A 26,439-nucleotide genomic window follows, 5' to 3' on the forward strand; every position below is an offset into this window, starting at 1 on the left:
ACGTAACAATTCTTTACTTGATCAAAGTTATACTCGGCTATATGCTAGTTAAATGATAAATACTTTTATCAGACCCTCAAAAAATTTTGCCTCACCCTAATCCTAGTCGGAATCGCAAGTGAGGCTATTCTACCAGTGGAAGAGATACAGTTGTACAGAAAAACAACCTTAGAATCCCCATTCTGATTTTTTTCTGAACTGGACTCTTCCCAGACATTAAACACCGACGGCTGTTTGACAGCGATAGCCACCGGAGCTACTGAAGTTGTCATCTGACGAGAGAGTTAACTGCCAGATCGGGCAGACTCTTGACTGTACTTCCATCGACCGGACTTAACCGACTCTTGATGGCGGTACATCACATCTATCGGCCGACTTGTTGGAGCCGACTCTTGATGATGGTACATCTCTGGCCGACTTGTTAGAGCCAGCTTTTGATGATGGTACATCTCTGGCCGACTTGTTAAAGCTGCCTTGATGGTTTTTCCATATTAAACCATTAGAAGCACTGAATCAATAGGTATGTCTTAGAATTTCTAGTATTTAAGACATTTGCTGCTCCAACATTCGGCTTCCTCTACCCTTTGGAATAGGAGCCAAAATGCACTACAACGACCTAAGCACCCGCCTGTACCAGGGCTTGTCGCGGATTCCTCAAGACTGGCAACTCTGCTTGCTCGACGGCAAGAAAGTCCCTCAAGGCACGGGCTGGCAGCAAAAGCCACTGACTCCCGCCCAAATGAAAGAAGCCGTAACCAACGGCTGGACGGTAGACAAAGCCGATGGCACTCAATACCGCTGCTACCCCAAAGGCTACGGACCGATCACCGGTACGCCAATTGCCGCCAACGGCGCTGCTTACGTAGTCATTAGGGCAATCAAAGACTGGCAAAAGCAAAAGAACTCAGAAACCGCGAAGACGGAGGAGAGTTGATAGCGATCGCTGACATTTACCCCCAGCCCTGCCACCGCCGCTACTGGGTGAGCGATCGCAACGGCCCCACAGAAGAGCGATTTACTTCGTAATGCGAGAAAACTTTGTAATTAGCAAACCCATCAACCTGACAAGCACGATGGACCGACCATAACAGGTGGAGACAGATCGCCCCCATGTCTGGCAAGAAAATCTGCGATAATCAAAACCTTGAGGTTAATATAGACTCTAATAACCTTAGCAACAGCTCCTACGCGGAGCCAAAGCAATCGCAACGGTCACATAAGTCATCTACAGAACCCCGCCTCTGCCAAAGAAAATTCTACGAAGAATGCCCCAGTAGTGCAATCACAGATACAATCTATACGGCTGGAGTCACTGGTATGGATTTCTGGGAAATAAGCGAAACCAGTTTGAATGGTCGCAAAGATTTTTCCAAAGGTCGAGTTGAATTGCAAATCCGCGATCGTTTCGACCTAACAGACTTTGCTGAAATTGCCTATCAAGCCAAGGAAATTATCGCCCAGAACTTCGGAGAAGAAACCCTCAAACTGCACTATGCACTGGCAATGATTGCCTTCCGCAAGCCCGAAGTCGGGAGAGAGCAAATTACAGTATCAGCATCTAAACTCCTAGCTGACTTTGGTGAGAATAACAAAAAGAAACACTACATCCCAAAAGCCGAACGAGACGCCAATAGCCAGCCAGCCCGATACCTTTCTAAAGAAGAAAAACTAAGAGCCTTAGCCTATCATGGATATCTGCTAAAACGATTAGAAGTTTCCGTTAAAGCTTGGCGGATACGCAATAAAATATTTACTATTGAACACTCCAATCTCTGGGAGATTTTTCAAATTACCGAGGTGTTTCATCAAGAAAAAAACACCTTGATCGATATTGAAATCACTTATCGCCCTGGCAAATGGTTTGACAAATTTGCAGGTCACGAATACTTGCGGGAATTTGGCTACATTACCAGCGAGGCGCTAAAACTAGATTATTACCAGGAAAAAATGGCTCTCAGACTGGCTTATTTTGCCCTATTTGCCCTGCAACAGCACAAAAGCGGTCGGTATCAAATAGAAACACTGCTGACGCGAATCGGGTATAAGAACGACATAGAGACAGCCAAGAGAAACGGAGTTACTGCCTCGAATTTAAAGCGCAGCTTCGATCGAGGGCTAAAAACACTGGGAAATTTTGAATACCCCTACCTCTTTGACTACGAGCCCGATGTCCCTGACTGGGCGCATCCAAACAGCAAAGTCAAAAAGCCTAATCACTGGTTTGAAACCTGGCTACAACTTAACGGGACTTTACGCCAGCCAGAAGCGCTACCCAAACACCCACAACAACCCGAACCAAAACCAGAGCAACCGCAACCGCCCAAAAGACCCGCCCACAAGCAGAAGTCAGCTCAGCCAGCAGCCAACCTAACCGAACCCATAGCTTTTGGTCAATGGGTGAGAGAAGCTCGGAAAACTATGGAAGAAAGCCTGAGAACAATGGCAAAAGAGCTGGGTATCTCAGCATCCCAGCTATCTCAGATTGAAAACGGCTGCTATCCACATACCATCAAGCCCAGCCTGAAAACCAAGATAATTCGTCACCTTGGCTTAAATGAGTAACTAGCCAACCAAAAGGCATCTTGCATCCAGCGGAAAGACTCCCAGTTCAGGGGGTCTTTTTAGCTTTTTGAGCAGCAGAGTGTTTAAACCGCTAAACACCTAAAAAATTGGCACTTTTGCTTGAGTCTATTATCTGGCAATGGTTTCAGCGCCTAAACACTTTGGGGGTATTCGGAAAAGTTTAGGGGGTATTCGGAAAAGTTTAGGGGGTATTCGGAAAAGTTGTAAATTTGAAACCTTTGTCCTGTATAGCTTTCAGCGCCTAAAAATCTCCTGAGTAGTTTGAGTAGTTTAACGGAGTGTCACTAACCACAGCAGCCCAGTCAGACAGGCTAAGGATTGATTTCAAATTCTGCCCAATATAAAACGTGACGAGAGAAATTTATCTGAGGTGCTGGAAGCATTGCCGTCAAACCAAACGCACGGGAATTGCCCGCAGCCTTGCTGACACCAGAGAAACACCCCTACCCCTACGAAAAGCCCCCTCAACCCCGCCTAACCGCTTCCGGCTGCCCCGACCTTCCACCAACACCGGAGGTGTGCTGTGAACGCGCCCATCTCCCCACTGTCCGAATGGCTGGCTTCAGGCGTAGACCCCGACCTCATCGCCCTCAACGTCCAAACCCTCTCAGGCGACACCCCCTACCCGTACCTCCTGTACGAAATCAACGCCGCCTCCGGCAGAGTCCACCCCGACGCACAATGGCGGTGGGCCAGAAAGCACTACAGCCACATCGAGCACGGTGGTTGGTGGTGTTCGGGCCTTGACCCCCTCAACAACTGGCAGCCCATGTATTGGGGCTGCTTCAAACCCCAAAGGCCCCGAAATACCTTTGACCCCAAAGGCAAAATCAAACCCGTCAAATACGAACACCCCCCCAAAACCCCCACCAGAGCCTTCTTCCTGCAAGTCCCAGACCACATCTGGGCAAAAGTCGCAGCACGCTACGATGTCCCCATCGACAACTCAGACAAACAACTTGGCTTCTGGCAATGGGTATGGGACAACAACATCCCCGTCCAAATCGTCGAAGGCGCAAAAAAAGCCGGATGCCTACTCACACTGGGCTACGCCGCCATCGCCCTCCCCGGTGTCACCGGCGGTGTCAGAACCAAAACCCCTCAAGGCGAAAAATGCGACCCCTACCTCATCCCCGAACTGCAATACTTCGCCACAGAGGAACGTGAAATCTACATCTGCTTCGACCGCGACAGCAAACGCCAAACCATCCAGAACGTCAACCGGGAAATTGGCAAACTCGGTCGCCTTTTCACTTCCGCCAAATGCCCCGTCAAAGTCATCAACCTGCCAGGGCCAGAAAAAGGCGTTGACGATTTCGTGGTATCGAAGGGCTCCGATGCCTTCAGCGCCCTCAAAAATGAAGCACAAGGCTTCCAATTCTGGCTTGCTAGGGAATCATGGCTTTTAACCTATCCCGCCTCTTTAAAGCTAAATTCTCGCTATCTGGGAAAACTCCCCTATCCAGAGTCCGGGTTAGCCTGCATCAAAGCCCCCAAAGGCACCGGCAAAACCCAAGCCCTGACTAACTTAGTCTCACAAGCCCTTAACACGGGCGATCGCCGCGTGCTGATAATTACCCATAGGATTCAACTGGGTAGGGCTATCTGTGCCAGCTTAGGAATCAACTACATCGACGAAACTAGGGACTCAGCCGAGGGTAAACTGTTCGGATACGGCTTGTGCATAGACAGCCTCCACCCCCTATCTCAAGCTAAATTCAATCCTGAAGACTGGTTCGGTGCGATCGTCATCATCGATGAGTGCGAACAAGTCATCTGGCACGCCTTAAACAGTTCAACTTGCCGCGAAAACCGAGTCGCTATCTTGCAAACTCTGCAAGAACTCATCCACAACGTCTTGACAAGTGGCGGCTTAGTTGTTGCCCAAGATGCCGATTTATCCGATTACAGCATTGACTACTTAATAGCCATAGCAGGTATCCCTATTTCGCCTTGGGTTGTTGTTAACGAGTGGCGACCAAAACGAGGGCGAGATGTGACTTTTTTTGCCACTTCTAACCCGGCTTCGCTGTATGTGCAAATGGAGCAAATTCTGTCTCAAGAAGTCACTTGTTGTGACCTTGAAAGCCGAGCCGAATGCTGTCCGATAACCCATGCTGAATGTGGTTATAAAAATTCTGCTGAATGTAGTTCTATAAACACTACTGAATATCACCCTATAGAGCGATATCGACCGCGCATTATGGTTGTAGAAGACTCGCAAAAAGTTACAGGGAATTGGTCTTGTCGCAACCTTGAAACCCAACTGCAAAAACGCTTTCCTCATCAGCGAATTCTCAGGATTGATAGCGAATCAGTATCAGATCCAAATCATCCCGCTTACGGTTGCATTGACCAACTAAATACGCTCATACAAAACTATGATATCATCATCGCTAGTCCCACAATTGGCACAGGAGTTAGCATTGACATTCGCCATCATTTTACAGCGGTTTTCGGCATTTTTAAAGGAGCAATTGCTGTCAATGACGCTTTGCAAGCACTAGCGCGAGTTCGAGATGAAACAGTGCCTTGGTTTGTCTGGACTGCGCCCTTTGGTGTGGGCAAAATTGGCAATGGCAGTTCGAGTTACCAAGCAATTCTCAAATCTCAAAAAAAAGTCATCACAACCAATCTCAAATTGTTGCAAAACGTTGATTTTGACATTGATGAAGCTTGCGACCCAATTCACTTGCGAACTTGGGCTAAAATGGGGGCGAGAATTAATGCTGGGATGTGGAACTACAGGGAGGCAATTTGGGAAGCTTTAAAAGCTGAAGGGCATTCTGTTTCGCTATGTCGAGAGAATCAATTACAACAAGAACTCAAAGTTTTGCTGTTACGACAGCTTGCAGCAAACAATGCTCAAAATTGGGATTTATTGGAAGAACTAGAGTCGCAAAACCGCAAATTAAGGTCGGAGTTAGATAGCCGGGAAACGGTAGCAGCTTGCATCCGTGCAGAAGCGACATCTATTAAGGAAGAGAATAAATTGTTAGAAGCGCAGGCTGTTAATAATGCTTCTGATATTACTCTTTCTAAATACTTAGAATTAAAGGACAAACGGGCTAAGACTCGTGATGAACTAAAGCAGCAGCGCAAGTATCAATTACAAGAGACTTATGGAGTGCCCATCACGCCTGAACTTAAGTTGAAGGATGATGCTGGCTGGCTGCCTCAAATTCGCTTACATTACTATTTAATTTATGACCCGGAGTTGGTCAGATTTCGAGATAAAAATCACTTGGCGGGGCATCTGGAAAGGGGGCAAGGAAAGGTGTGTCCTCAAGATTTGCGTTTGCTGACGGCAAGTGTGGAAGCTTTGAAGGCGTTGGGGATAAAGTCATTGTTTAATGTTAACCGGGAGTACCGGGGGACTGACGCGGATGTGATAGCTTTTGCGGAACAAGTGAAGCAGTGCAGTGTTGATATTAAGGATTTTCTGGGTATTAGTATCCATCCTGATGCTAAGCCGATGGAAGTGGTGCAGTATATTTTAAGGGGTAAGCTGGGCTTTACTTTGCGGCGGGTTCGCCAAGAAAGGTCGGAGGAACGAGATGCTTTAGGTAGGCAGAAGCGCATTAGGGTTTACCAGTTTGAGTTTCCCCAGGATGGCAGGGAGGCGATTTTTGAGGTTTGGCAGCAGCGGGATAAAGAGGCAGTGTCGGCGGAAGGTGCACGAGAGTGTTTAGGAGAGGTTTGTAGTGGCACAGGGTCGGATAATAGTATAGAGATGTCAGGGGGTGTGCCTCCCCTTGGTTTATCTCAAGAGATTAATGAGGTGGGAACTGCTGGCACAGGGTCGGATAATGATATAGGGATATCAAAGGGTGTGCCTCCCCTGGGTTTTCCTCAACAAAATAATCAGGTGGGAACTGAGGTGGGAACTGTCGGCACAGGGTCGGATAATAATATAGGGATGTCAGAGGGTGTGTTTTCTCAGGATTTGCCTCAACAAAATAATGAGGTGGGAACTGCTGGCACAGGGTCGGATAATAATATAGAGATATCAGAGGGTGTGTCGCCTCTGGATGAGGAATGGACTCACACTACTCAAGTGTTCGGAGTGGAAGCTGCACCTGGGGAGACATTAACAACTGAAGAAATGGGAATTGTAGCTTCATATCAGGCGATAGAGCCCGAAACTCATGCTATTCCCACTTATGAGGTAAAAGTACCCCAAATGGCACCGTCTGAGCTGAAAGTTGGCTCGGTGGTGAGGTTCTGCGGTGAGGTTCAGAAATATGTCGTTAGAGCTGTTTCTGGGGCTCAGGTAATGGTGAAATCCCTGTTTTCGGGGCAATTCGTCAACACTTACGCACACCGCTTAGAGCTTGCAGAAGGGGGGACAGGATGAGTTATTTATGGCGATCGCGATTGATGCTCAGTATTTATTCAGGAGTTGCCTGCTGCTCAACATACTTTTTAAGTTGCTCATTCGGTAATTGTCACTTCACCCATAACGAAAGCAGTAGCCACTTTATCCTTCCAGCAAGCTACTGCTTTTGTATACGTAAGTTATGCGCTTGCTCCCTCTATAGCAGCGGTACGAAGTTCTAAGCATTGCAGGCATTATTAGTGCAATTTTAGGGTTCCATCTAGCGTGCCAAGTTATGGGTGAAATGACAGTAATGTCGGATTAATTTTTGATTAACTTTTATCTCCGCGCCTACCGTCGCGGAGTGGAAGACAGCTGAACTAACAATTCCCGCACCCGGCCTACAAACAAAGCGAGCTACTGAAACCACTTTCCGCAGAGAGTGCTAATTGTGGCGACTGAACGCTCACTCGCCACTGTCCCCTCGCATTGGCGCCCGTCACGCGCGAGGCGATCGCAAAGAAAGAAAACACAACTTTTCGCTTTCCTGAAACCGCTTAGATCCTCGTACAGCAGGTCGGAGCCTTTGAATTAATTATCAGAGGAGGTGTATTTCTCCTCAGTTAATCATCCAAAAGGCTGAAGTTAATTATCCGTTTTTTCAGCCCGTGTAGCCATGCTGCACCATGTTGTCAACTGTTGCAATCTAAAAAAGGTTAGCAATGCTTACCGCGAAAGTTTTGATTTGGAGTTTTCTGTTAATATGACTATCCAAACTATCAACGATGTACTATTTCCCCCTTTCCTTTTTACCACTCTCTTTTGCTTAGCCTCAGTATTCCTGCACAAACCTGAAGCAGCCCAAGAAGAACTCACAGACAATCGAACCCAAGTAAATGTGTCAACAGTCGCAACACCATCCGATGGTATTGGCAGTGCCGTAAATGGAGCAACAATTGAAATTGAGAAACCAGCCAGATCCCATCACACTCGCCATCAGACCACAGGCAAAAAAACACCAAACCAACCAGCAAAACCAATTGATTTGGCCGCACATTCAGGCGCAAGCACAACCTCAGTTCCTGCCGTTAATACTTCACTAATTTCACTTAGGCAAGCTCGCAAAATTGCTAGCGCCATCAAAGCTGCTGCGCCAGAACTGGGGTTCAAGCAAAAAGTTAACGGCTCTGATTCCTCTATTGAATGGTTGCAGGCTAAAATCAAAAATCGGCTGGAAAATTCTCCCCTAATTGTGATGCCTATCATCCTCAAGCTTGCTCCCAAAGCGGTGATTGCAAATACTCTAGCATCTGCTACTTCCGAACTAGGTGAAAGTGCGCGTTCAGTGTCCTAGCAGCGAACGAAAAGTTTCTCAACCAACCAGCGTACTCGTTTACCCTCCGAAACTTATAACAATGCCCAAGCCTTACGAAGGCTTGGGTAGTTCTTTTGACCAGAATAAGCGATTTTCCAATAAAATCCTAATTTTATATTAAAGGGGAACAAAACTAGCAAAACAACTTGCAAAGTGAATCAAAAAATAGTATAATCAAATTATTACAAGCGCCACTTCTATTTGAGCGTACTGTTATGGCGGCACTTAAACCTGTTACCTTCCTAGACCTCATAGATGCGATCGCCACCTTGCCAATTATCAATTTGCCTGAGAATTTAAGTCAGTTGAGTAGCAATAAAAGCCAATCTAACTGCAATAAAGGACGCGGGCTCCGGCATCCTCGGCGCAGCGCCCCGCAAGTGGCCCATCAAGCGATAAAAGCTTTTCGGCAGACTTGACGAAAGGACTCTTTCGTCCAATAATAAGGGAGCTTTCATTTTGGAGGGCTGCGCCGTGAAGGTTCAAGGCAACGGGCGTGCTAAGATTTTGACGCCCGCCGAAATATCTAGGCTGTTCGACCGGGGTTTTGTTACAGCAAGGGATAGGCTTTTGTTTGCTGTGACCTTTTATTGTGCCTGTCGTATTTCAGAGGCGTTAGCTTTAACAACTCAGGACATTGTTGGCGGTGTGGTGACGCTGCGGAAAGCGACAACTAAGGGCAAGTCAGCAACGCGAACGCTGCCGCTACATCCCATGTTGGCTAAGTTTTTATTGGCTTACAATCCAGATGCGGGTTTTTTGTTTCCGGGGCGAGAGGGTACGAAGCCTTTGACACGCTCTCAGGCAGACTTGATTTTTAAAGAAGCTTGCAAGCGGGTAAGAATTAAGGGAGCTTCCACACATTCGATGAGGCGGACAGCACTCACGAATTTGAGCAATGCTGGGGTGCCACTGCGGGTAATTATGGAGATATCAGGTCACAAAAATTTGTCGAGCCTCCAGCGCTATTTAGAAGTGCAGCCGGAACAGCTTGTCAAGGCCCTCGGGATTCTGAAGTGAAGCTATCGCGACTTTGGTTCGCCAGATTGTTTCAACAGTTGAAGGGCTCTCCCGTAAGTCTTCTTTGAATTCAGGCGAAAAGCCCTTGTCAAAATCTAGGGATATTCATTGATAGTCAGAAGATTGAACTGACAAATAAATTTGTCAGTTCAAGACAGGTTTGGCCTTGTCAAAGAGCGGCAGCCCAGTAGGAGCGTGGTGAAGAAGGCTCTCAAACACCTTCCATTTGGTTGACGACGTTAGCGCAGCCGGAGAAGAGGATCGCTCGATCTGATTTTTTTCAACCGCTCACGACAATAAATCTTGTTTCTGATCGATCGCGAGCACCTAGGATGACGTAAATACGTCGTTAGCACAGCCGGAGAAGAGGATCGCACTCAGCCAGCGGGCTGGTCAAAGAGCGGCTATCGCCGCTATTGGGAGTGACCTGCTCATTTAAGTTTCATCCATTCTTAACAATAGCGAACGCATTCACCTAGGAAAGCCTTCATCACGGGCGATCGCCCTCAAAAAAGCCAGTTAGCTGTGAAGAATTATGATTGACTTCTATTTCAGTTAACTGGCTCCCTTTCAATTAACCACACAAAATTCAAAGAGGGAGGCTATCTCGCGATGAACGGACACAACTTGAATTTACTGCCAGTACCACTACCGCCCATGCTGCCAGAAATGGTGGGTATCGTTGGTGATTCCCGATACTTCGCCATGTTTTATATGGGCAGCAAAGCTACTTGGACTGATGGTAGAGGGTTAGGGACTTTCAGTTACTATGCCGTGTACAAGCCACTTACTGAACATCCCGCTCTCGCCCTCGAGCTGGAACCATACCACCTCGGTTCCGATGATGAATTTCCCACCCATGCAATTGTGTGCGATCGCTTGGAAGAAAAGATGTATGTCGGAGATTACTCAGAAGTAGAGAAATTTCTCAATATCCAGCACCCGCCGCTGCCCACTCTGTCACCAGAAGAGGTTGAACAGCAACGGCAAAGGATTGAGGAAGAACTGGCAAACTTTGACATTTCCACGTTCCAGAAGTTGGGGATGTTTGAGTTGTTGGCAGGGCACAATCAACAACAAAAGCAGGAGCTAGTGGAATTGGCGCATTGGCTTGACCAACAAGTAACTGAAGATTTGCTCCGGCGATACGTCGAAGCTGCTAATAAAGGTAACTGGAAAGCGATTTCTGTACTGCAAAACTTTTTGCACAGATGGGGAAACTGCTGAAGATTGGCAAGCACGAGTTCAATTAGCTTGTGAAGTTATCGAATTGATTTCAGTTGATTGATTTAGGGGAATATCGCGCTGCAATTTCTTTATCAATAAATTTGCCTGAAAACCTGTCAAAAAAAGTCAGGTGCAATCGATTCACAGCTATGAACTTATGTCAATCTTAAAAGGAAGTCGAGATTTGATTTCGGCGCTGCCGCTAAGAGATTTGAAGGGGATGCCACCTTCAATCGAATTGCCTGCTAATTTTGCCAAAATTCACACGCCGCGCTTTGAGTGCGGCGAGATGGTGCGCTGGACGGGTGTTGGCGAAGAAGCTGATTGGGGGATAGTTATTGGCAAATTTTACAACTGCGAACCGCGCCGGTACTGTTGGATGTGGTGCTACATAATTTGGCTGGCTGCTAATTCCAAGAGCGCAGCTTGGTGTCAGTTTGATACGGCGCGGGAGGAAGATTTGGAGGGGTTTGAGGATGAAAAAGCCGCAGACTTTGACAGATAGAGAGCGCAATTTAATTGCAGCTTACAGCCAATGCCAATTGGGAATGACGCCGAAGCAGTTTTATGGCAAGTGGGCGGTGAGTTACGAGGAAATCGCTTTTATTTGTTCCCGTTCTAATTCTACAGTGCGGGGTTGGTTTAAAAAGGGAAAAAATCGAAGATTTCCTACTGCTGTTGATTTGCGCCATTTGGCAGTAATGGACTTTCTGCTGGAACATTTTGAGGAAATTCCAGAGGCACTGGCAACCTTGCTATGTCGGCTTTCTGAAGATAATAGCGTGCATTAGTAGTGGCGCGTCTGCTTGAAATTAGTGCATTGAACAATTGCCCGTGTTTTCTCAAATTGATAAACTTCAAAGCGTTTCACGGAGGCCCAGCACCCGTTATGGAGCAAAGAAACTCTTTCTCCCCCTCTCCCCTTCTCCCCTTCTTCCCTTCTCCCCTGCGAGTTTCTGAGGAGATTTCTAATGCCTCATTTCCAAATAGACGCGCCACTATTGTTTTTGATTTTATACACATCAAGCCTTTTCAGCATCAAAAGATAATTTGAGCTGGTTTCAGCACAAATATAGTCAATTGTCAATATCACCGTGACCTGTCTTTGACAATATTGTTTCAATTAAGGTAATGGCAGGTAATCAAACACAAACACAATTTGTTACTGTTATCAGGAGGTTAAAATGACCTATTTTGAGAAGTTGCACCCGTGGTGCTTAATTCGCTTACTTCCTAATTGCCAGCGTATTGTTGTGGCGCGATTTCGCAAGAGAAACGATGCAGATGAGCATCTGCGGGTTTTGCAACGGTTGGTTAAACATCGCACATTTGTGATTATTTTTGATAGTCAAGAACAGCCAGTTTTGCCTCAAGATTGATGGGTCAAGCTTATTTTGAAGTCGAATTAGTCAAAGTACCTGCATTAGATTAATAACTCCGCTTCTCCACAATTTCTCCTAGTTATCAATCCAACTGATAACTGGGAGAGTTTTTGATGGGTGCATAAGTCCTAACTATGGAAAAATTGAGTAGCAGTCAAATCAACAGAACAAATTATACAAGACTTACGCCCCAAGTGTTTAAATACACTATTGGTAGCGGTAAGGTGCTTAGGGAGCGCCCCTACATATAGAGGTTATGCGTAAGTTTTGTTATAGTTATCAGAAAACTGGGTTGAAAACCCCGTCCTTCGCTTGACGGCTTTAATTCAAGTAGGTCGGCAAAAATTTAAATTATTAAAAAATTAAGAATTGCGAAATATTTTGAATCAAGTAAGTTTTTAGACTAGAATAAAACCAGTTCATTTTTCAAATACAGGTAACTAAATCTTGGTCACAAACTATGTTTACAAACTGCGTCCCAATCGAACACAAGACTCAAAAATGTCTCACTGGGTAGATATGTTAAGAAGCCACTACAATTGGTGTCGTGCGATTCGTTTAACCTAGCGCGACCTGATAAGGTTGTTTAGTATGGGAAGCCCACTTCCCTAGCGGATTCACACCCGCTACTCCCACGTAAAAGACTTCATTTGAAGTCCGGTCACGCCCCAAGTAAGCAATGAACGGGATGGAATGCAGACCACGAAAGTAACTGAAACTGCTAGCCTAAAGCGGTAAGCGTGCAAGGGGGAATCCTCCAATGGTGAACGCAAGTAAACTATCATTTTAAACTGCGTTATACGAAAAGGAGCCAAATCAGGCTGACAGGCTCTGACCAAAAGGTAAGTGGATAGGATTTATAGTTTTGGTTTCTATAAATCGTGTGAACACGCATCTCCACCGCAGAATAGATAGCACCTAAAGGGGGATAGAAAACTAAACGACACAACAGGGTAAGCCCCACAGAGTCTAAGAGAGGTCGAATACTCTTAGTAAGTCTAAGGTAACAAGGACAGAACACTCTGTCGGGTAAAGGATGGAAGAACAAGCAAACGCCAGCCTGTAATGGGATGGATAGAGGGTGGAACATCACCTCTGACCGAAAGGAAAGCAGACTTCTTCTGGGTCTTATACGAGAGAAACTCTCACAAAGGAATCAAATCTGAGGACAAGTTAGATGGTGTCAGCAATGACAACAAACGGACTAAAGAAAAGGCTAGAGAACTGGAACCAGGTCAACTGGAGAAAAATTAACAAAGCCATTAGAAACCTGCGTCAAAGAATCTTTCGTGCGAGAAGGCTTGGTAACTTCCGTAAGCTAAGAAGCTTGCAGAAGCTGATGCTTCGTAGCTACGCCAATCTACTACTGTCAGTTCGACGTATAACTCAAACCAACCAAGGTAAAGCAACGGCTGGCATTGACAAAGAAATCGTCAATACCCCAAAGCAAAGGGTGATTCTGGTAAATAATTGGGAAGGGGGAAACCTCAAACCAACACGAAGGGTAGAAATACCCAAGCCTAACGGCAAAAAACGACCGCTCGGAATCCCGACCGTGCGTGACAGAATCGAACAGACAATAGTAAAGAACTCACTCGAACCCGAATGGGAAGCCATATTTGAGCAAAATTCCTATGGTTTCCGCCCGGGAAGAAGCTGTCTTGATGCAATAGAACAAGGTTTCAATCTGCTATCAAGATGGCACAACTGGGTTCTGGAGGCTGATATCAAAGGCTTCTTTGACAACATCGCCCATGAATCTATCCTGAACATGATGGGCAATTTCCCAAAAAGAGAACTCATCAAAGGATGGTTAAAAGCAGGTTTTGTATACCAAGGGAATCTGAATCAAACCGAACAAGGGACACCACAAGGCGGGGTGATTTCACCTCTATTAGCCAATATTGGTTTGCATGGCTTAGAACATTATATCAAAGCCACTAATCCTAAGCTTGGTGTGGTGCGTTACGCCGATGATTTCATCGTAACGGCTAGAGACAAAGAAAATCTCACAGTCGCACAAAACCTGATTAAAGCATGGTTGTCTGAACGAGGTCTTGAATTCAGTTCTGAGAAGACGATAATCACGTCAATGGAAGATGGCTTTGATTTTCTAGGGTTTAATTCTCGACACTACGATGGAAAACTTCTAATCAAACCTTCCAAAAAGAAGGTTCTTGCCTTCTGCAAAAGGATTGGTGAAGAGGTTAAGAGCCTGAATGGTGCAGAACAGGAAGTCCTCATCAAAAAGCTGAATCCTATTCTCCGGGGTTTTGCGAACTACTATAAAGGTGTAGTAAGCAAAGAAACCTTCGGCTATATCTCACACCGAGTATGGCAATACCTTTGGCGTTGGGCAAAGCGTAGACACCCCAACAAAGGCACTAAATGGGTAAGAAAGCGCTACTTCAAAACCATTAAAGGCAATAAATGGATGTTCGCCTGCACCACAAGCGACCGCCGAGGGAAGGATAAAGAACTTGTCCTTTACCAGATAGCATATACAGCCATTGAACGCCATATAAAGGTCAAGGGTGACGCAAGTCCCGATGACCCCTCACTAAAAGAATACTGGGAAAAGCGCCACCAGAAGCATGGTAAATCTCGCTTTGAAAAAGGCTCCAAGCTATATAAAATAGCAGAAAACCAGAACTGGAAATGTTCAGAATGTGGCGAACTCTTATTCAACGGAGAGGAAATCGAAACCCATCACATAGTATCTGTGGCAGAAGGTGGAACAGACGACATGGAAAATCTTCAGCACCTGCACTCTTCGTGTCATAAACAGATACACAAAATCCAAGTCAAATCTCGCTTGAAGTAAGGCTTGAGCCGTATGAGTGCGAAAGTCTCATGTACGGTTCGTGCGGTTCGTTTCTATGAAACTAGCCTGTATGGGTTAGGGGATTAGAGCCTTTACGCCGCCTTGGGTGCAAGCCCTAAAAGATAGTAAAGGTAACTTCAGTTGAGTGTGAGTGCGTCAAACTCAAATTTGACAAGTCTTACCCGCTAGGAATGGCGTGATGCCAAAACTGCCCACATGGATAGAGAACAAACTCTAAAAATGAAGCTGGGGACAGAACGAGAATAACAAACCTGAGATGGGAGCAACTCGTATAGGTAAGTAGTCAAGGTTAAACATTAGTTGAACTCTCGGAAAAAGCGTCTGAGCGTGAACGACCGAAATCAAGGTCGAACAACGACACAACATAACACTTAAAGTGTGAAAATACCCGCATTATTTTGAACTGGATAAATGCAATTCTGGGAAATCGTGGGCGAAATGAGAGAACCTAAAACTACAAAACAACTCAACCGAGGAACGAATAAAACGGCTCTTTCAACCTTCAATTTGAAAAAATCAATTCTCAAATTGTGGACTCCTTAAATAAGGGTTAGCGGGTAGAGTTGGTAAGATGTACTCAAAAATTCAAGAAATCAGGACTCTTGGACAACTGGGTACGGTTTACATAGAAAATGTTCATTCAGGCGTAGAGAATGTTATGGCAACGGAGTTAAATCCAGTTGATAAATGGAAATCAATTCCTTGGCGCAAGCTGCGGAAAATTGTGTTTCGCCTACAAGTGAGAATATTCAAGGCTCAGAAGAACGGTAACGTGTTCCTAGTGCGTAAGCTTCAGAAACTTTTATTAAGCTCTCTTTGCAGCGAAATTGCTTGCTGTTCGGCAAGTGACACAGTTAAATACTGGACGGAAAACCGCAGGGGTGGACGGAAAGAAAGCCCTCGAACCCTCACAAAGACTGGCACTATTTGAAGTGTTAGTTAAGAACTGGAAGCAATGGAAACATCAGCCTCTAAAGCGAGTGTACATACCCAAAGTAGACGGAACTAAAAGAGGACTAGGAATCCCGACCATTAGCGACAGAGCATATCAATGTCTCATCAAATATGCCTTGGAACCCGCAGCAGAAGCTACGTTCAACGCTCATTCTTATGGGTTTAGACCTAGCCGAAGCTGCCATGATATCCAGAGACAATTATTCAATAATCTAAACTCTAGCAGTAATGGGTTAGAAAAAAGAATTTTGGAATTGGATATTGAAAAATGTTTCGACAAGATTGACCACAAATTCTTAATGCAATCAGTCCAACTACCAAAGGCAGCAAAACAAGGGGTATTTAGGGCAATAAAAGCTGGAGTCAGAGGAGAATTTCCTTCATCAGAATCCGGTACGCCCCAAGGGGGAGTTTTCAGCCCATTACTAGCAAATATAGTCCTTCACGGATTAGAAAATGTTGGTCATGAGGTCAGATTAAAAATCAGAAATGGTGGCAGATACATAGACACTATTACTGGATTTCGTTATGCGGATGACGTTGTGTTTATTCTGAAACCAGAAGACGACCCTGAACCCCTCCGAGGACACATTGATAAATTCTTGGAAACAAGAGGATTAAAAGTTAAAGAAGCCAAAACCAAAGTCGTACATAGTACAGATGGTTTCGACTTCCTTGGGTGGAACTTCTCAGTTAAACCCAATGGTAAATTCATTTCAACACCAAGTCAAAAAGCTACAATTAGCATTAAGGCAAAAGTTAAAGAAGTGATAAAAGATAGTCGTTTCACTCTCGAACATCGAATCAACAAGTGTGGTTCGGTGGTAAGAGGGTGGAGAAATTACCATAGATTCTGCGCTCTGAGTCAACACAACCTGTGGTCACTGCGCTATTGGTTATGGAAATTCATTCGGAAACAAGGAAGATACAACCGTTATCAAACCAATAAGGTTATAAAAAGAGCAATTCCTGCGGTTAGTTGGTCAGCCTGCAAGTTTGTCATTGTCAAGGGAGATAAATCACCCTATGATGGCGATTTTGTTTACTGGTCAAAACGAGAGAATGCTCACTACGATGGGATAACGGCACGACTTCTCAAGAAACAGAATCACAAATGTACAGAATGTAATCTATCGTTCATGTCAGGTGATATTGCAGAACTACACCATATCGACGGCAACCATGACAATTGGAAACCTATAAATTTGGAAGTTCTACATCGTGAATGTCACCAGCATCAGACCGTTCATGGTCAGGTGAGAGTCCGAACAGCGGGTTAAACCCGACTTATTAGGTGTCAGACTAGGAGCCGGATGCAGTGAAAGCTGCACGTCCGCGTTCTGAAGGAGAGGTGTCCTGTGGTAACACAGGCATCGACTCTAATTGAAGGAGAGGTAGAGGTGGCAACGCCTCTATCGACTCTAACTCAACGACAGAATTACCCACTATAACCAGCAATTCATCCAAGGAAATTACTGCGATCTTAGAACTCAAAGCGAGGTATCCCCATTAACCTGCTATGTCAGTAAAAATGGTGCAACCGGAAATCCTTGGAAATCCTCAAAAACCGATGCTTCAGGTAAGACTAAGAACCCTCGTCGCAGTGCTGGCGACATTCAAATCACAGCACTACCTGACTTAAAAACAGCTAGACCTTGGTATAGTGGAATTGACTCAACAGTTTTACAACAGAATGTTAAACGCTTAGATACCGCCTACAAAAACTTCTTTGAAGGTAGAGGATTCCCTAGATTCAAAAACCGGAGTAACTTTACGTCCTTTACTTTTGTAATGGGCATCAAAGTCAAAGGCAATAAAATCTATTTACCCAAGCTAGGGTGGATGCGATTCTATAACTCACGTTCAATTCCCGATGGTTTTACTATCAAGGCTTGTGCTGTCAGGAAGCGTCAAAATGGTTGGTATGTGTCCCTGAGGATAGAGAACAAATCTGTTCCCTATACAATAGCAAAATCTCTCAAGGATGTGGTGAAAGTAATTGGATGTGACTTAGGAATTACCAAGCTAGTTCATCTATCTGATGGATGTCAAATTGAAAATCCTAAGTTTTCCACATCCAAAAAAGCTAAACGCACCCTAAAAATCAGACAGAAAAGAATTAACCGCAAAATCAAAGGGAGCAAAAATCGCCAGAAAGCAGCTAAAAAAGTAGGGCGGTTACATCAAAAGATCGGTGAACGGCGTCACGCTTATCAATGGAAAGTAGCTAACAAGATAGTATCTCGTAACGTAGATGCGATTGCCATAGAAAACTTAAATATTTCAGGGATGAAGCACCGATGTCAGGTAAAAATTGACGAAAAGACAGGGAGGTTCCTCAAAAACGGGCAATCGAGAAAGAAAGGTTTAAATCGTTCGATATCAGATGCAGGTTGGGGTGAATTGATTCTAAAGATTGAGTATCTGGCTGCAAAGCAAGGCAAAGTCACCATCAAAGTCAATCCCAAACACTCCAGCACAGAATGCAGAAATTGCGGCCATATTGACAAGTCAAACAGAGATGGAGAAAAATTCATCTGTGTGGAATGTGGCTATTACCAGCACGCAGATATCGGAGCGGCAAAAACCATCAGAGATAGAGCTTTAAAAATGGTACGCGGGGACTCCGCGAAACCAGGGATTTTTTAAATCCCTAAACGCTTGAGGAGCTTGTTGCAAGACAAGGATAGCAGCCCACCTTTTAAGGCAAAAGGATTGCGCCCAAGAACCCGCACGCTTGCGCGGGATATTAAGATCGAAATGTCTTAAGAATCCTCGTGCCTTCAGGCGCCCGGAGTGTCAATGTGTAAATTTCAGCTACCGCTGATTAGTGTTTGAAAGATAGTAGAAGAAACCAACCCTATGATTCAAACACTGGTAAAACCGAATTTTCAATTAACTTCTCAACAAAACAACGCCCTCCAACTCCTCGAACAATTTGTAGCAAGTTCTAAACGGGTATTCGGGCTATTTGGATATGCAGGTACGGGAAAATCAACCCTTGTCAACCTGGTAGCAGAACAATTAGTCAGCGCCGGAAAGAGAGTCGCTTTCACTGCTCCCACCAATAAAGCTGTAGGCGTATTGCGACGGATGGCTGCTGAAAAAGGACTGAGAGGAGTAGACTTTATGACCATCCACCAGCTATTGGGGTTAGCTCCAGTCAAACAGGGGCAAAATAAAATCCTCAAACAAGTTTCTCCTTCTTTCCTTCACCTGTACGACACCATTTTTCTCGATGAGTGCAGTATGGTTACAGCAGAACTGTGGAATATCATTCAAGAAAGAATTGCTAGCGCTTTACTCATCGGCAGCAATCGGCAGCTTATTGTTATGGGCGACCCCGCACAATTGCCTCCTGTTAATAAGGGCGAAATAGAAGAGAAAAAATCTCAATCCTTCAGCGTGCCTGAAAAAGCCGTTTTAACAGAGGTCGTCAGGCAAGGTGCGGGCAGCCCCCTGCTAGAATTCGTAACAGCTTGCCGCACGGCTGTCAAGAGCAAAGAGGCGTTCAAACCCTTCTCCAAATTCAGCTTTGATAAAAAAAACGGAGCCTTCTTAGTCAGAGAAAAAACGCTGCTGAAATACGCCTTAAAAAAGTTCTCTTCTACTTTCCCTCAAGACCCTGATTGCTTTCGCATCCTCTGCTACACTAACGAGCGCGTCGCCTACTGGAATAGCAAAATCAGAGCCAAAATCTACGGAAAAAATGCTCCCAGATTTATTATTGGAGAGAGGTTGATTGCTAAAGCTCCCGTTATTGCTCCCGACGGCAAAACCGTCATCCTGCCCACATCAGCAGAAGTGGAAATTGCCGAATTTCAAGAGGATAGGTACTCTGGCTATAAAGCCTGGAATCTCCAGGTTAAAACCGATGCAGGCGACCTCCGCCAGATCTACATCCTCCATGAAAGTGATGCTCGCCGATTCCAACAGGACAATGCTAGGTTACTGCAAAATGCTAAAAGCAATCCAAGCTTATGGAAAGCATGGTATAACCATTGTGAAATCTTTGCAGACATGAGAAATTGTTGGGCAATTACTGTGCATAATTCTCAAGGATCTACCTTCACGGAGGTGGGAATTGACAGCAGTGATATCGGCAGGAAAGTTGCTACTAAATTGCTGTATCTTGCTCAAGTTTTCCCTTGTAAAAAACCTCAATTTCTTAAAGAATACCGCGACAGTATTCGAGCGCACAATCAGCTTATGTACGTGAGTTGTAGTCGTGCGAAGCAGCGGGTTTTTGTTACTAAGTAAGCCTAGTTTATATTGGCTGAATGGCACTTTTAGAGTTTAAGGGCGATGCCTGCGGACTTCGACGGTTCCGGCTGAGCGCAAACCGTCGAACGCTAGCTACTCCTACTTGCTTGCAGTCTGACCAGACGATCGCCCTTGAAATGTGCTACTTTTTTAATCGTACTCAAGGGCGATTACAGTAATGTTTATATAAAGATAGCATCGGGTACAATAGACCTCTTGCAAAAAAAATATGTGTTATCCTTAAGAGTTTGCTCAAGTTTAGGTCAAACTTTGAATTATTGGGTTGATTGGCATCTCCTTAAACTTTCCCAGCCTGCTAGATTATAAAATTGGCTAAACTTTCCATAATAGCACAAAATTATTTTGCAAGAGATCTAATGAAGTAACAATCGAAATTAACCAGCATTTACGCCTTCGCTCAGTTAATTACAGCACCGTTTTGGGGGCAATGATTCAGATCGAGTCGGCAGGCGACCCTTAATTTTGATCGGAATTGCTGGTTCCGCGATCGCTCAATTACTATTTGGGTTTGCCTCAAGCTTGAGTTAGTAAGAAAAAGTCAGGTTCAGGGTTACTGACTAAACTCCCGCTTTGGAACCTCAGAGCGGAACAAAGGAATTGCCGCGACGGTGGCTAACACCTGAACAGCGACAAAAATTCTTAGATTCTTGACTGCTTGTTTGAAGCCTTCTGGTGTGAATAGATTTATATCCCTCTTCTGTCACTCTAGGCAGAAGAGGGATATTAAGTAGTTAAACAGAATTAATTACACAATATTTTGACTGAAACCCTTGCCTAGCAAGGAGTCTTTATGTAATTAATTTTGTGTGGTTACTTAGGATGCTGCAACCACCAACAAAGCAGTAAACAGAGCAATAAAACTGTTAGGGCGACACCGTTTTTCTGATTCCAAAGAACGCCTTGTCTGTTAGTTCTTTTCACAGCATCCTAAATATTTCCCAAAAGGCGATCGCCATGCGATCGCCATAACCGTCTATCTGGAGGGGTTGCTTTAATTTCCTCTCATCCCAGGCATATTTTTCATCATATCCTTGCAACAGCTACATCCGCCTTGAGTAGGCTGCTGCGGAGCCTGATTGGTTTGCGCTATTGTTTGACTAGCAGTCTGGTTGTGAGTGTCTGCAAACGAGGCATTAGCTGTCAAAGCTAACTTAGAACAAGCCGAAAGATATGGAGTGAAGGCAGTGCCTGCGATCGCAGTAGATGGAGTAGTTGTCTTTACGGGTAAACCCAGCTATAAGCAACTTCAGGAGGTTTGGTTTGGTCAGCCTACGATCTCCCTCCCTTCAAGCATATATCTTTATGCGGGTATGGGCATAAGCTGTTGTGCCTTTAAATAGGGTATAATAAAAATTTAGTTTAGTCAATCAATACAAAAATGCCAGCCAAAAACCATCTCAATCCCAAACAAATAGACAAACTACAAACAGCCTTAAGAGAGGAAGAAAAAGCAAATGTTAGAGAAAGAATTCTGATTTTATTATTGCTCAATGACGGCAAAACACAATCTAAAATCGCTGATTTTTTGGGTTGTTCAGTCAACAAAGTATCTTATTGGTGTATGAAAGGAGACCCCGACAATCTAGAAAGTCTAATAGATGAAAGGATGAAAGGAAATCACAAAAAAGCCACAGATAATTATATAAATCTATTATTAGAAACTATAGAAAAAGACCCTCAAGAATTAGGATATGATTTTGGACGATGGACAGCGCAGAGATTAGCAACATACTTAGAACAATCCACAGGAATCAAATTAAGTGGAGGACAAGTTCGGAGGATATTAAACAAAAAAAAGTATGTTTACATCTGGGCCAAGTATAGCCTAGAGTCGAAGAGAAATCCCGAAAAAAGAACAGCGTTTAAAATAAAGATAGCAGAATATTTAGAAATAGAAAAAGAATCGCCAGAACGTTTACAGGTATGGTTTTGGGACGAGAGTGGATTTAGTTTAAGAGTCACCCGAAGAAAGAACTGGTGTAAAAAAGGCAGCCGAAAAAAGGTTCGAGGAGACCGAAGAAAAGGTAGAGTTAATGTAATGGGAGTAGTCAGGAATTCGGACAAAAAAAGGTGGGTAGAGTTCCTCAAAAAAGGCAATTCATATAATTTTTATCGAGTGCTAAAACTCTTTTATGAAGAGCTAATCAATGAATGGGTATCAGCAGGTAATCAAGCCTCAGAATTTGCTGAAAAAGGAGCGAAAATAGTGATTGTTCTGGATAATGCTAGTTTTCATAAGAAAGAAGAGTACCTGAAAATAATTGAAACAGAAATGCCTAATCTTCATTTAGAATTCCTCCCCGAATACAGCCCCGACTATAACTTAATTGAATTAGTATGGCATTCGGCAAAAGAATATATTGCCAATCGACTTTTTACATCAATTGAAGAGCTAGAGTATTTATTGCACCGCCTCTTAAATGAAGGGCAATTAATAATTAAATGGGGTCGCAAAATCAAAAATAAGGGCAATGCTTGTATCACAGTTTAAATGTGCAACAGCTTATAGAGCGTTTATAAACAATTCACTTTTTGCTAGCGCTGTAAAAAAAGTTTCCCATCCCCCTTGACATTGAAGTCAGGTTCAAGGTTTAAGCTACTCTTATAACTCTTCAAAAAAGGTTAAGAGAATGACCAAACGTATAGTCGAAGTCTTCACTGCTGGGTGTCCCTTGTGTGATGAAGCCGTTAAGTTAGTGAGGGAGTTAGCCTGCTCAAACTGTGAGGTGCAGGTTTACGATCTGCATGAGGGTTGCGCCACCAATGAGTGTCGTGAGAAAGCAAACCAGTACGGCATTAACCGCGTCCCTGCTATTGTCGTCGATGGTAAACTTGCTGAGTGTTGCTCTCACCAACAGCCAGTGTCCCGCGAAGTGCTTATAGCTGCTGGTATTGGGCAAGGATAAATTACTGATGGGGAGGGGTAATCGCCCTCCCATTCTCAATTAAAGAGGTGGCAAAAAAGTGAAACAGGGATTGTTTATCAGCCAGTTAAGCCGTCAACTGGGTATACCCGTTCCGACAATTCGCTATTACGAACGCTTGGGACTACTCAAGCCACCTGAGCGAACACAGTCACAATATCGTATCTATTCAGAAGAAGCGTTAGAACGTCTGCGGTTTATTCAAAAAGCTAAGCACTTCGGACTTTCCCTAGATGAGATCAAAAAGCTCATTGACATCAGCGCCCAAGGTATTCCTCCCTGTGCAAGCCTTAAGGCAATGGTAAAGCAGCATCTAGATGAGTTGGAGTGCCGTATTGAGGAAATGGTTAAATTTCGCCAGGATTTGGCTAATCGGTATTCAAAGATTGAGGCTTTGGTTGAAGAAGAGTCAACCACACCGAACAATGTCATCTGTGGTAGCACAATCTGTCGGCTGATTGAGCAAGAAAACGATACCAACCGAAACATTACCAGCGAAACAGTTGTTAAAGAGCGTCTTAAGCGTTGATATGCGATGGCTACGCCCCGGCTTACGCCTACGCACTCATGGATTTTGGGCATGGCGGAGGTGTTGAGGTTTTGGTTTGGGTTTAGTTTCCCAAAAATTGAGGTGTTGGTGGCGATCGCGAACGCTATTTTGCTTAAGATACCGCTGCGTTGCCTTTGTCAAGGATACGCTGCGAAAACTGGACTAACTCAGCAAAGCAACCGGGGTTATTTTCAAGCAACCATTCCGTGAGCATTACTGAGTGTTTGGTTTTCCTAAACTCGACCCGCGCGTTAATATTTTCGTCAAGGTATTGGGGATTTGATAACTCCTCTGGAGGAATCCTTTTAACTCAAATCCATCCAATCCGCTAGATTCCTTGGAGCAAGAAGTTGACGAGCAAGGCCAAGAATTGCCCAGAGAGTACCACCCAGCAACTAAAAAAAATTTGCAAAAAGTCTTTATCATCCTGGTAGTTGTTGGGGCAATCCTTGGGGAGTTTTATCTATAGGGGTGATTTCGCTGATCCAAAAGGTCGGATTCACTGATGTGCCGGCGCGGGTACAGAATCCGAAGTAATCAAGTCCGAAGAATCGGTCGATGCTGAATGCACTGATTTTCTGGGATGAAGCTTGAGAAACTATAATGTTTTGTATGGATGTTTTCTAAATAATTGATGCTTAAAAATTCTACGGCTGCGCCCGATCGCATTTCACAGCGACAGATTTCGGAAAAACTTGTCTCCTCCGGCTTTCACGCTCTTTCTGACCCCCTGCGGATTCAGATTTTGGAGTTGCTGCGGGAACAGGAGTTGTGCGTGTGCGATTTGTGCGATCGACTTGGAGTCCCTCAGTCCAAACTCTCTTTTCACCTCAAAACCTTGAAGGAAGCAGCTTTAGTCCGCAGCCGCCAAGAAGGCCGCTGGATCTACTACAGCCTCAATTTAGCTCAGTTTCTCGCCTTGGAACAGTACCTGTCGGACTACCGCCGTTTTAGCCATATCCTGCCAGCGCGCCCCTGTTCCGACGCAGATTAACCAATCAACATTTCTTAATGCGTTTATTGCCTATCTGTCTTCTACCATACTTGACATATCAATTTTTATTGATATGATTCAACTGTACCCCTTAGTTATGGCATTGGGTGAAATCAATGAACCCAGCAGAAAAGCCCAAGGTTTTCGCACTAAGTATAATTGCTTTGACAATCGGTGCGATCGCGCTCCTGAACTCCTGCACTCAAGTCCAGTCGCAAGAATCGGAGAGCATTAAAATAGACGGTTCTAGCACTGTCTATCCCATTACGGATGCGATGGCAAAAGAATATCAAAATACGAATTCAAAAAAAGCATCAATTACTGTTGAATTTTCCGGCACTGGCGGTGGATTTAAAAAGTTTTGTGCGGGCGAAACTGACATCAGCAACGCCTCGCGACCCATCCGCCCGGAGGAAATGGAAGCCTGCAACAAAGCCGGCATCCGCTACTACGAATTACCCGTTGCGTTTGACGCGCTCACAGTAGTAGTCAATCCCAAAAATGACTGGGCAAAAGACATTACTGTAGAGGAATTGAAAAAGATTTGGGAACCAGCCGCCCAAGGTAAAATTACCAAATGGAATCAGATTCGACCTAATTGGCCAGACCGACCGATAAGCCTCTACGGTGCCGGCAAAGATTCCGGTACATTTGACTACTTCACAGAGGCAACAGTAGGTACTGCTAAAGCTAGTCGCACTGACTATACAGCTAGTGAAGACGATACAGTTTTAGTGCAAGGAGTTATTAAAGACGAAAATGCTTTGGGTTACTTTGGATTTAGCTATTACGAAAACAACCAAAGTCAATTGAAAGCTGTAGGTATTGACAGAGGTAAAGGAGCAGTATTGCCCTCCCGCGAAACTGTAGAAAAAGCTCAGTATCAGCCCCTAGCAAGACCTCTATTTATCTATGTCAACTACAAATCGGCTCAAAGTAAAGTAGAACTACGAAACTTTGTAGAATTCTACATGAAAAAAGCTCCGACCTTAGTTAGTTCTGTGGGTTATATTCCTTTGCCAAAAGAAGGCTATCAACTAATTTATCAGCACTTCTACAATGGCAAGGTAGGGACTGTTTTTGGTGGCAAGGCTCAGCTTGACTCGACAATTGGAGAGTTATTGCGACAACAGGCAACTTTTTAGGTATCGGTGGTCATCTGTCAAATGTTTTAGCTTGTTAGCTGTTAATCTTGATTGGTAACTCAAATCTAACAACAGAGGTAAATTTATCACGGATCGACTCAATGTTCAAGTCAGTTTCTAAGACAGCAAGCAGCTTGTTCTCACCGGAGTGCAGAAGAGAAGCAATCGCAGAATTTTTGGGTACATTTATTCTGGTGTTTGCAGGCACGGGCGCGGTGATGGTCAACAAAATTAGCGAGGGTGCTATCACTCATTTAGGCATTAGTTTTGTCTTTGGAGCAGTTGTGGCCGCGATGATTTATGCTACTGGTCATATTAGCAGCGCTCACCTGAATCCGGCTGTAACCTTAGCTTTCTGGACGAGCGGTTTTTTTCCAAGTAAACGTGTTTTGCCTTATATTTTAGCGCAGTGTGCGGGGGCGATCGCAGCTTCGCAACTACTACTAATTACTTTAGGTGAAGTAGGAAATCTTGGTGCAACTGTTCCTCTCAATGGTAACTGGTTACAGTCTCTAATCCTAGAAACAGTATTGACTTTTATCTTAATGTTTGTTATCCTCGGTTCAGGACTTGACAGACGTGCTCATATCGGCTTTGCAGGCATAGCAATTGGGTTAACTGTAGCACTGGAAGCCGCATTTATGGGGCCGATTACTGGAGCAAGTATGAATCCGGCACGCTCTCTCGGCCCGGCTTTAATTGGCGGCATTTGGGAACACCATTGGGTTTATTGGGTGGCTCCGATTTGGGGAGCACAATTAGCAGTAGCAGTTTATCGGGAACTGTCGAACGGATTTCGCGATATCCAGTAAGCGAGGAAAATAAATGAAAAGTGTGA

At 44.6% G+C, this 26,439-nt stretch carries 24 protein-coding genes; 23 read left to right on the top strand and 1 reads right to left on the bottom strand.

The features are described from left to right. Positions 1-601 precede the first annotated feature (601 nt). The 14 genes from QUA43_RS13160 to ltrA (QUA43_RS13220) all read left to right on the top strand — a co-directional run bounded on the left by QUA43_RS13160 (position 602) and on the right by ltrA (QUA43_RS13220) (position 16,984). Entirely contained in the window at positions 602-934 is a 333-nt protein-coding gene (locus tag QUA43_RS13160; protein WP_333374435.1) for a DNA primase, read from the top strand. 383 nt (positions 935-1,317) lie between these two features. Continuing rightward, positions 1,318-2,562, top strand: coding sequence for a helix-turn-helix transcriptional regulator (locus QUA43_RS13165; protein ID WP_333374437.1), 1,245 nt, complete (start codon positions 1,318-1,320; stop codon positions 2,560-2,562). A gap of 544 nt (positions 2,563-3,106) precedes the next feature. Continuing rightward, positions 3,107-6,940: a plasmid replication protein, CyRepA1 family gene (locus tag QUA43_RS13170; protein ID WP_333374438.1), complete on the top strand. Its 3,834-nt coding sequence runs from the start codon at positions 3,107-3,109 to the stop codon at positions 6,938-6,940. Between the two features lie 724 nt (positions 6,941-7,664). Further along, a complete protein-coding gene (locus tag QUA43_RS13175; protein ID WP_333374440.1) occupies positions 7,665-8,255 on the top strand; it encodes a hypothetical protein in 591 nt (196 codons plus the stop codon). Between the two features lie 236 nt (positions 8,256-8,491). After that, positions 8,492-8,695, top strand: coding sequence for a hypothetical protein (locus tag QUA43_RS13180; protein WP_333291564.1), 204 nt, complete (start codon positions 8,492-8,494; stop codon positions 8,693-8,695). Between the two features lie 55 nt (positions 8,696-8,750). After that, positions 8,751-9,296 carry a tyrosine-type recombinase/integrase gene (locus QUA43_RS13185; protein WP_015211723.1) on the top strand — a complete coding sequence of 182 codons (546 nt, stop codon included), beginning with the start codon at positions 8,751-8,753 and terminating at the stop codon, positions 9,294-9,296. Positions 9,297-9,908: 612 nt separating this feature from the next. Continuing rightward, the gene (locus QUA43_RS13190) at positions 9,909-10,523 is read left to right on the top strand and encodes a hypothetical protein (protein ID WP_333374442.1); all 615 of its coding nucleotides are present in this window, start codon (positions 9,909-9,911) and stop codon (positions 10,521-10,523) included. A gap of 157 nt (positions 10,524-10,680) precedes the next feature. Next, positions 10,681-11,028 carry a hypothetical protein gene (locus QUA43_RS13195; protein WP_333374443.1) on the top strand — a complete coding sequence of 116 codons (348 nt, stop codon included), beginning with the start codon at positions 10,681-10,683 and terminating at the stop codon, positions 11,026-11,028. Beyond that, complete coding sequence (locus QUA43_RS13200; RefSeq protein WP_333162539.1) at positions 11,000-11,314, top strand: helix-turn-helix domain-containing protein; 315 nt, start codon at positions 11,000-11,002, stop codon at positions 11,312-11,314. The genes QUA43_RS13195 and QUA43_RS13200 overlap by 29 nt, the downstream gene beginning before the upstream one ends. Positions 11,315-11,707: 393 nt before the next feature. Further along, positions 11,708-11,902, top strand: coding sequence for a hypothetical protein (locus tag QUA43_RS13205; protein WP_015211718.1), 195 nt, complete (start codon positions 11,708-11,710; stop codon positions 11,900-11,902). A 450-nt stretch (positions 11,903-12,352) separates the two neighbouring features. Continuing rightward, complete coding sequence (locus QUA43_RS30840; protein ID WP_445301965.1) at positions 12,353-12,472, top strand: helix-turn-helix domain-containing protein; 120 nt, start codon at positions 12,353-12,355, stop codon at positions 12,470-12,472. A gap of 622 nt (positions 12,473-13,094) precedes the next feature. Continuing rightward, positions 13,095-14,729, top strand: a complete 1,635-nt coding sequence (gene ltrA / locus QUA43_RS13210; protein WP_333374444.1) for a group II intron reverse transcriptase/maturase — start codon at positions 13,095-13,097, stop codon at positions 14,727-14,729. Positions 14,730-15,321: 592 nt separating this feature from the next. Then, positions 15,322-15,681, top strand: coding sequence for a reverse transcriptase N-terminal domain-containing protein (locus QUA43_RS30845; protein ID WP_333381222.1), 360 nt, complete (start codon positions 15,322-15,324; stop codon positions 15,679-15,681). Then, positions 15,596-16,984 carry a group II intron reverse transcriptase/maturase gene (ltrA, locus tag QUA43_RS13220; RefSeq protein WP_445301966.1) on the top strand — a complete coding sequence of 463 codons (1,389 nt, stop codon included), beginning with the start codon at positions 15,596-15,598 and terminating at the stop codon, positions 16,982-16,984. The genes QUA43_RS30845 and ltrA (QUA43_RS13220) overlap by 86 nt, the downstream gene beginning before the upstream one ends. 22 nt (positions 16,985-17,006) lie before the next feature. On the opposite strand, the gene QUA43_RS13225 is transcribed toward ltrA (QUA43_RS13220), so the two are convergent. After that, a complete protein-coding gene (locus tag QUA43_RS13225) occupies positions 17,007-17,198 on the bottom strand; it encodes a hypothetical protein (RefSeq protein ID WP_333374445.1) in 192 nt (63 codons plus the stop codon). A 126-nt stretch (positions 17,199-17,324) separates the two neighbouring features. Here QUA43_RS13225 and QUA43_RS13230 point away from each other — a divergent pair, with 126 nt between their 5' ends. From QUA43_RS13230 to QUA43_RS13270, 9 genes are all read left to right on the top strand, one after another. Continuing rightward, complete coding sequence (locus QUA43_RS13230) at positions 17,325-18,353, top strand: transposase (protein WP_333374478.1); 1,029 nt, start codon at positions 17,325-17,327, stop codon at positions 18,351-18,353. Positions 18,354-18,566: 213 nt separating this feature from the next. Further along, positions 18,567-19,964: an AAA family ATPase gene (locus QUA43_RS13235; RefSeq protein ID WP_333374446.1), complete on the top strand. Its 1,398-nt coding sequence runs from the start codon at positions 18,567-18,569 to the stop codon at positions 19,962-19,964. A gap of 1,139 nt (positions 19,965-21,103) precedes the next feature. Beyond that, positions 21,104-21,328 carry a thioredoxin family protein gene (locus QUA43_RS13240; RefSeq protein ID WP_333374448.1) on the top strand — a complete coding sequence of 75 codons (225 nt, stop codon included), beginning with the start codon at positions 21,104-21,106 and terminating at the stop codon, positions 21,326-21,328. Between the two features lie 38 nt (positions 21,329-21,366). After that, positions 21,367-22,479: an IS630 family transposase gene (locus QUA43_RS13245; RefSeq protein WP_333374450.1), complete on the top strand. Its 1,113-nt coding sequence runs from the start codon at positions 21,367-21,369 to the stop codon at positions 22,477-22,479. A 139-nt stretch (positions 22,480-22,618) separates the two neighbouring features. Continuing rightward, positions 22,619-22,894 carry a thioredoxin family protein gene (locus QUA43_RS13250; protein ID WP_333374452.1) on the top strand — a complete coding sequence of 92 codons (276 nt, stop codon included), beginning with the start codon at positions 22,619-22,621 and terminating at the stop codon, positions 22,892-22,894. 58 nt (positions 22,895-22,952) lie between these two features. Next, entirely contained in the window at positions 22,953-23,441 is a 489-nt protein-coding gene (locus tag QUA43_RS13255; RefSeq protein WP_333374454.1) for a MerR family transcriptional regulator, read from the top strand. A 655-nt stretch (positions 23,442-24,096) separates the two neighbouring features. Next, positions 24,097-24,456 (top strand): metalloregulator ArsR/SmtB family transcription factor, encoded by a 360-nt coding sequence (locus QUA43_RS13260; protein WP_333374456.1) that lies wholly within the window; start codon positions 24,097-24,099, stop codon positions 24,454-24,456. 116 nt (positions 24,457-24,572) lie between these two features. Continuing rightward, the gene (locus tag QUA43_RS13265) at positions 24,573-25,601 is read left to right on the top strand and encodes a PstS family phosphate ABC transporter substrate-binding protein (RefSeq protein WP_333374457.1); all 1,029 of its coding nucleotides are present in this window, start codon (positions 24,573-24,575) and stop codon (positions 25,599-25,601) included. A gap of 101 nt (positions 25,602-25,702) precedes the next feature. Further along, positions 25,703-26,413 (top strand): MIP/aquaporin family protein, encoded by a 711-nt coding sequence (locus QUA43_RS13270; RefSeq protein WP_333374459.1) that lies wholly within the window; start codon positions 25,703-25,705, stop codon positions 26,411-26,413. Positions 26,414-26,439 lie beyond the last annotated feature (26 nt).

Source organism: Microcoleus sp. N9_B4 (assembly GCF_036701635.1).
Classification (GTDB): Bacteria; Cyanobacteriota; Cyanobacteriia; order Cyanobacteriales; family Microcoleaceae; genus Microcoleus.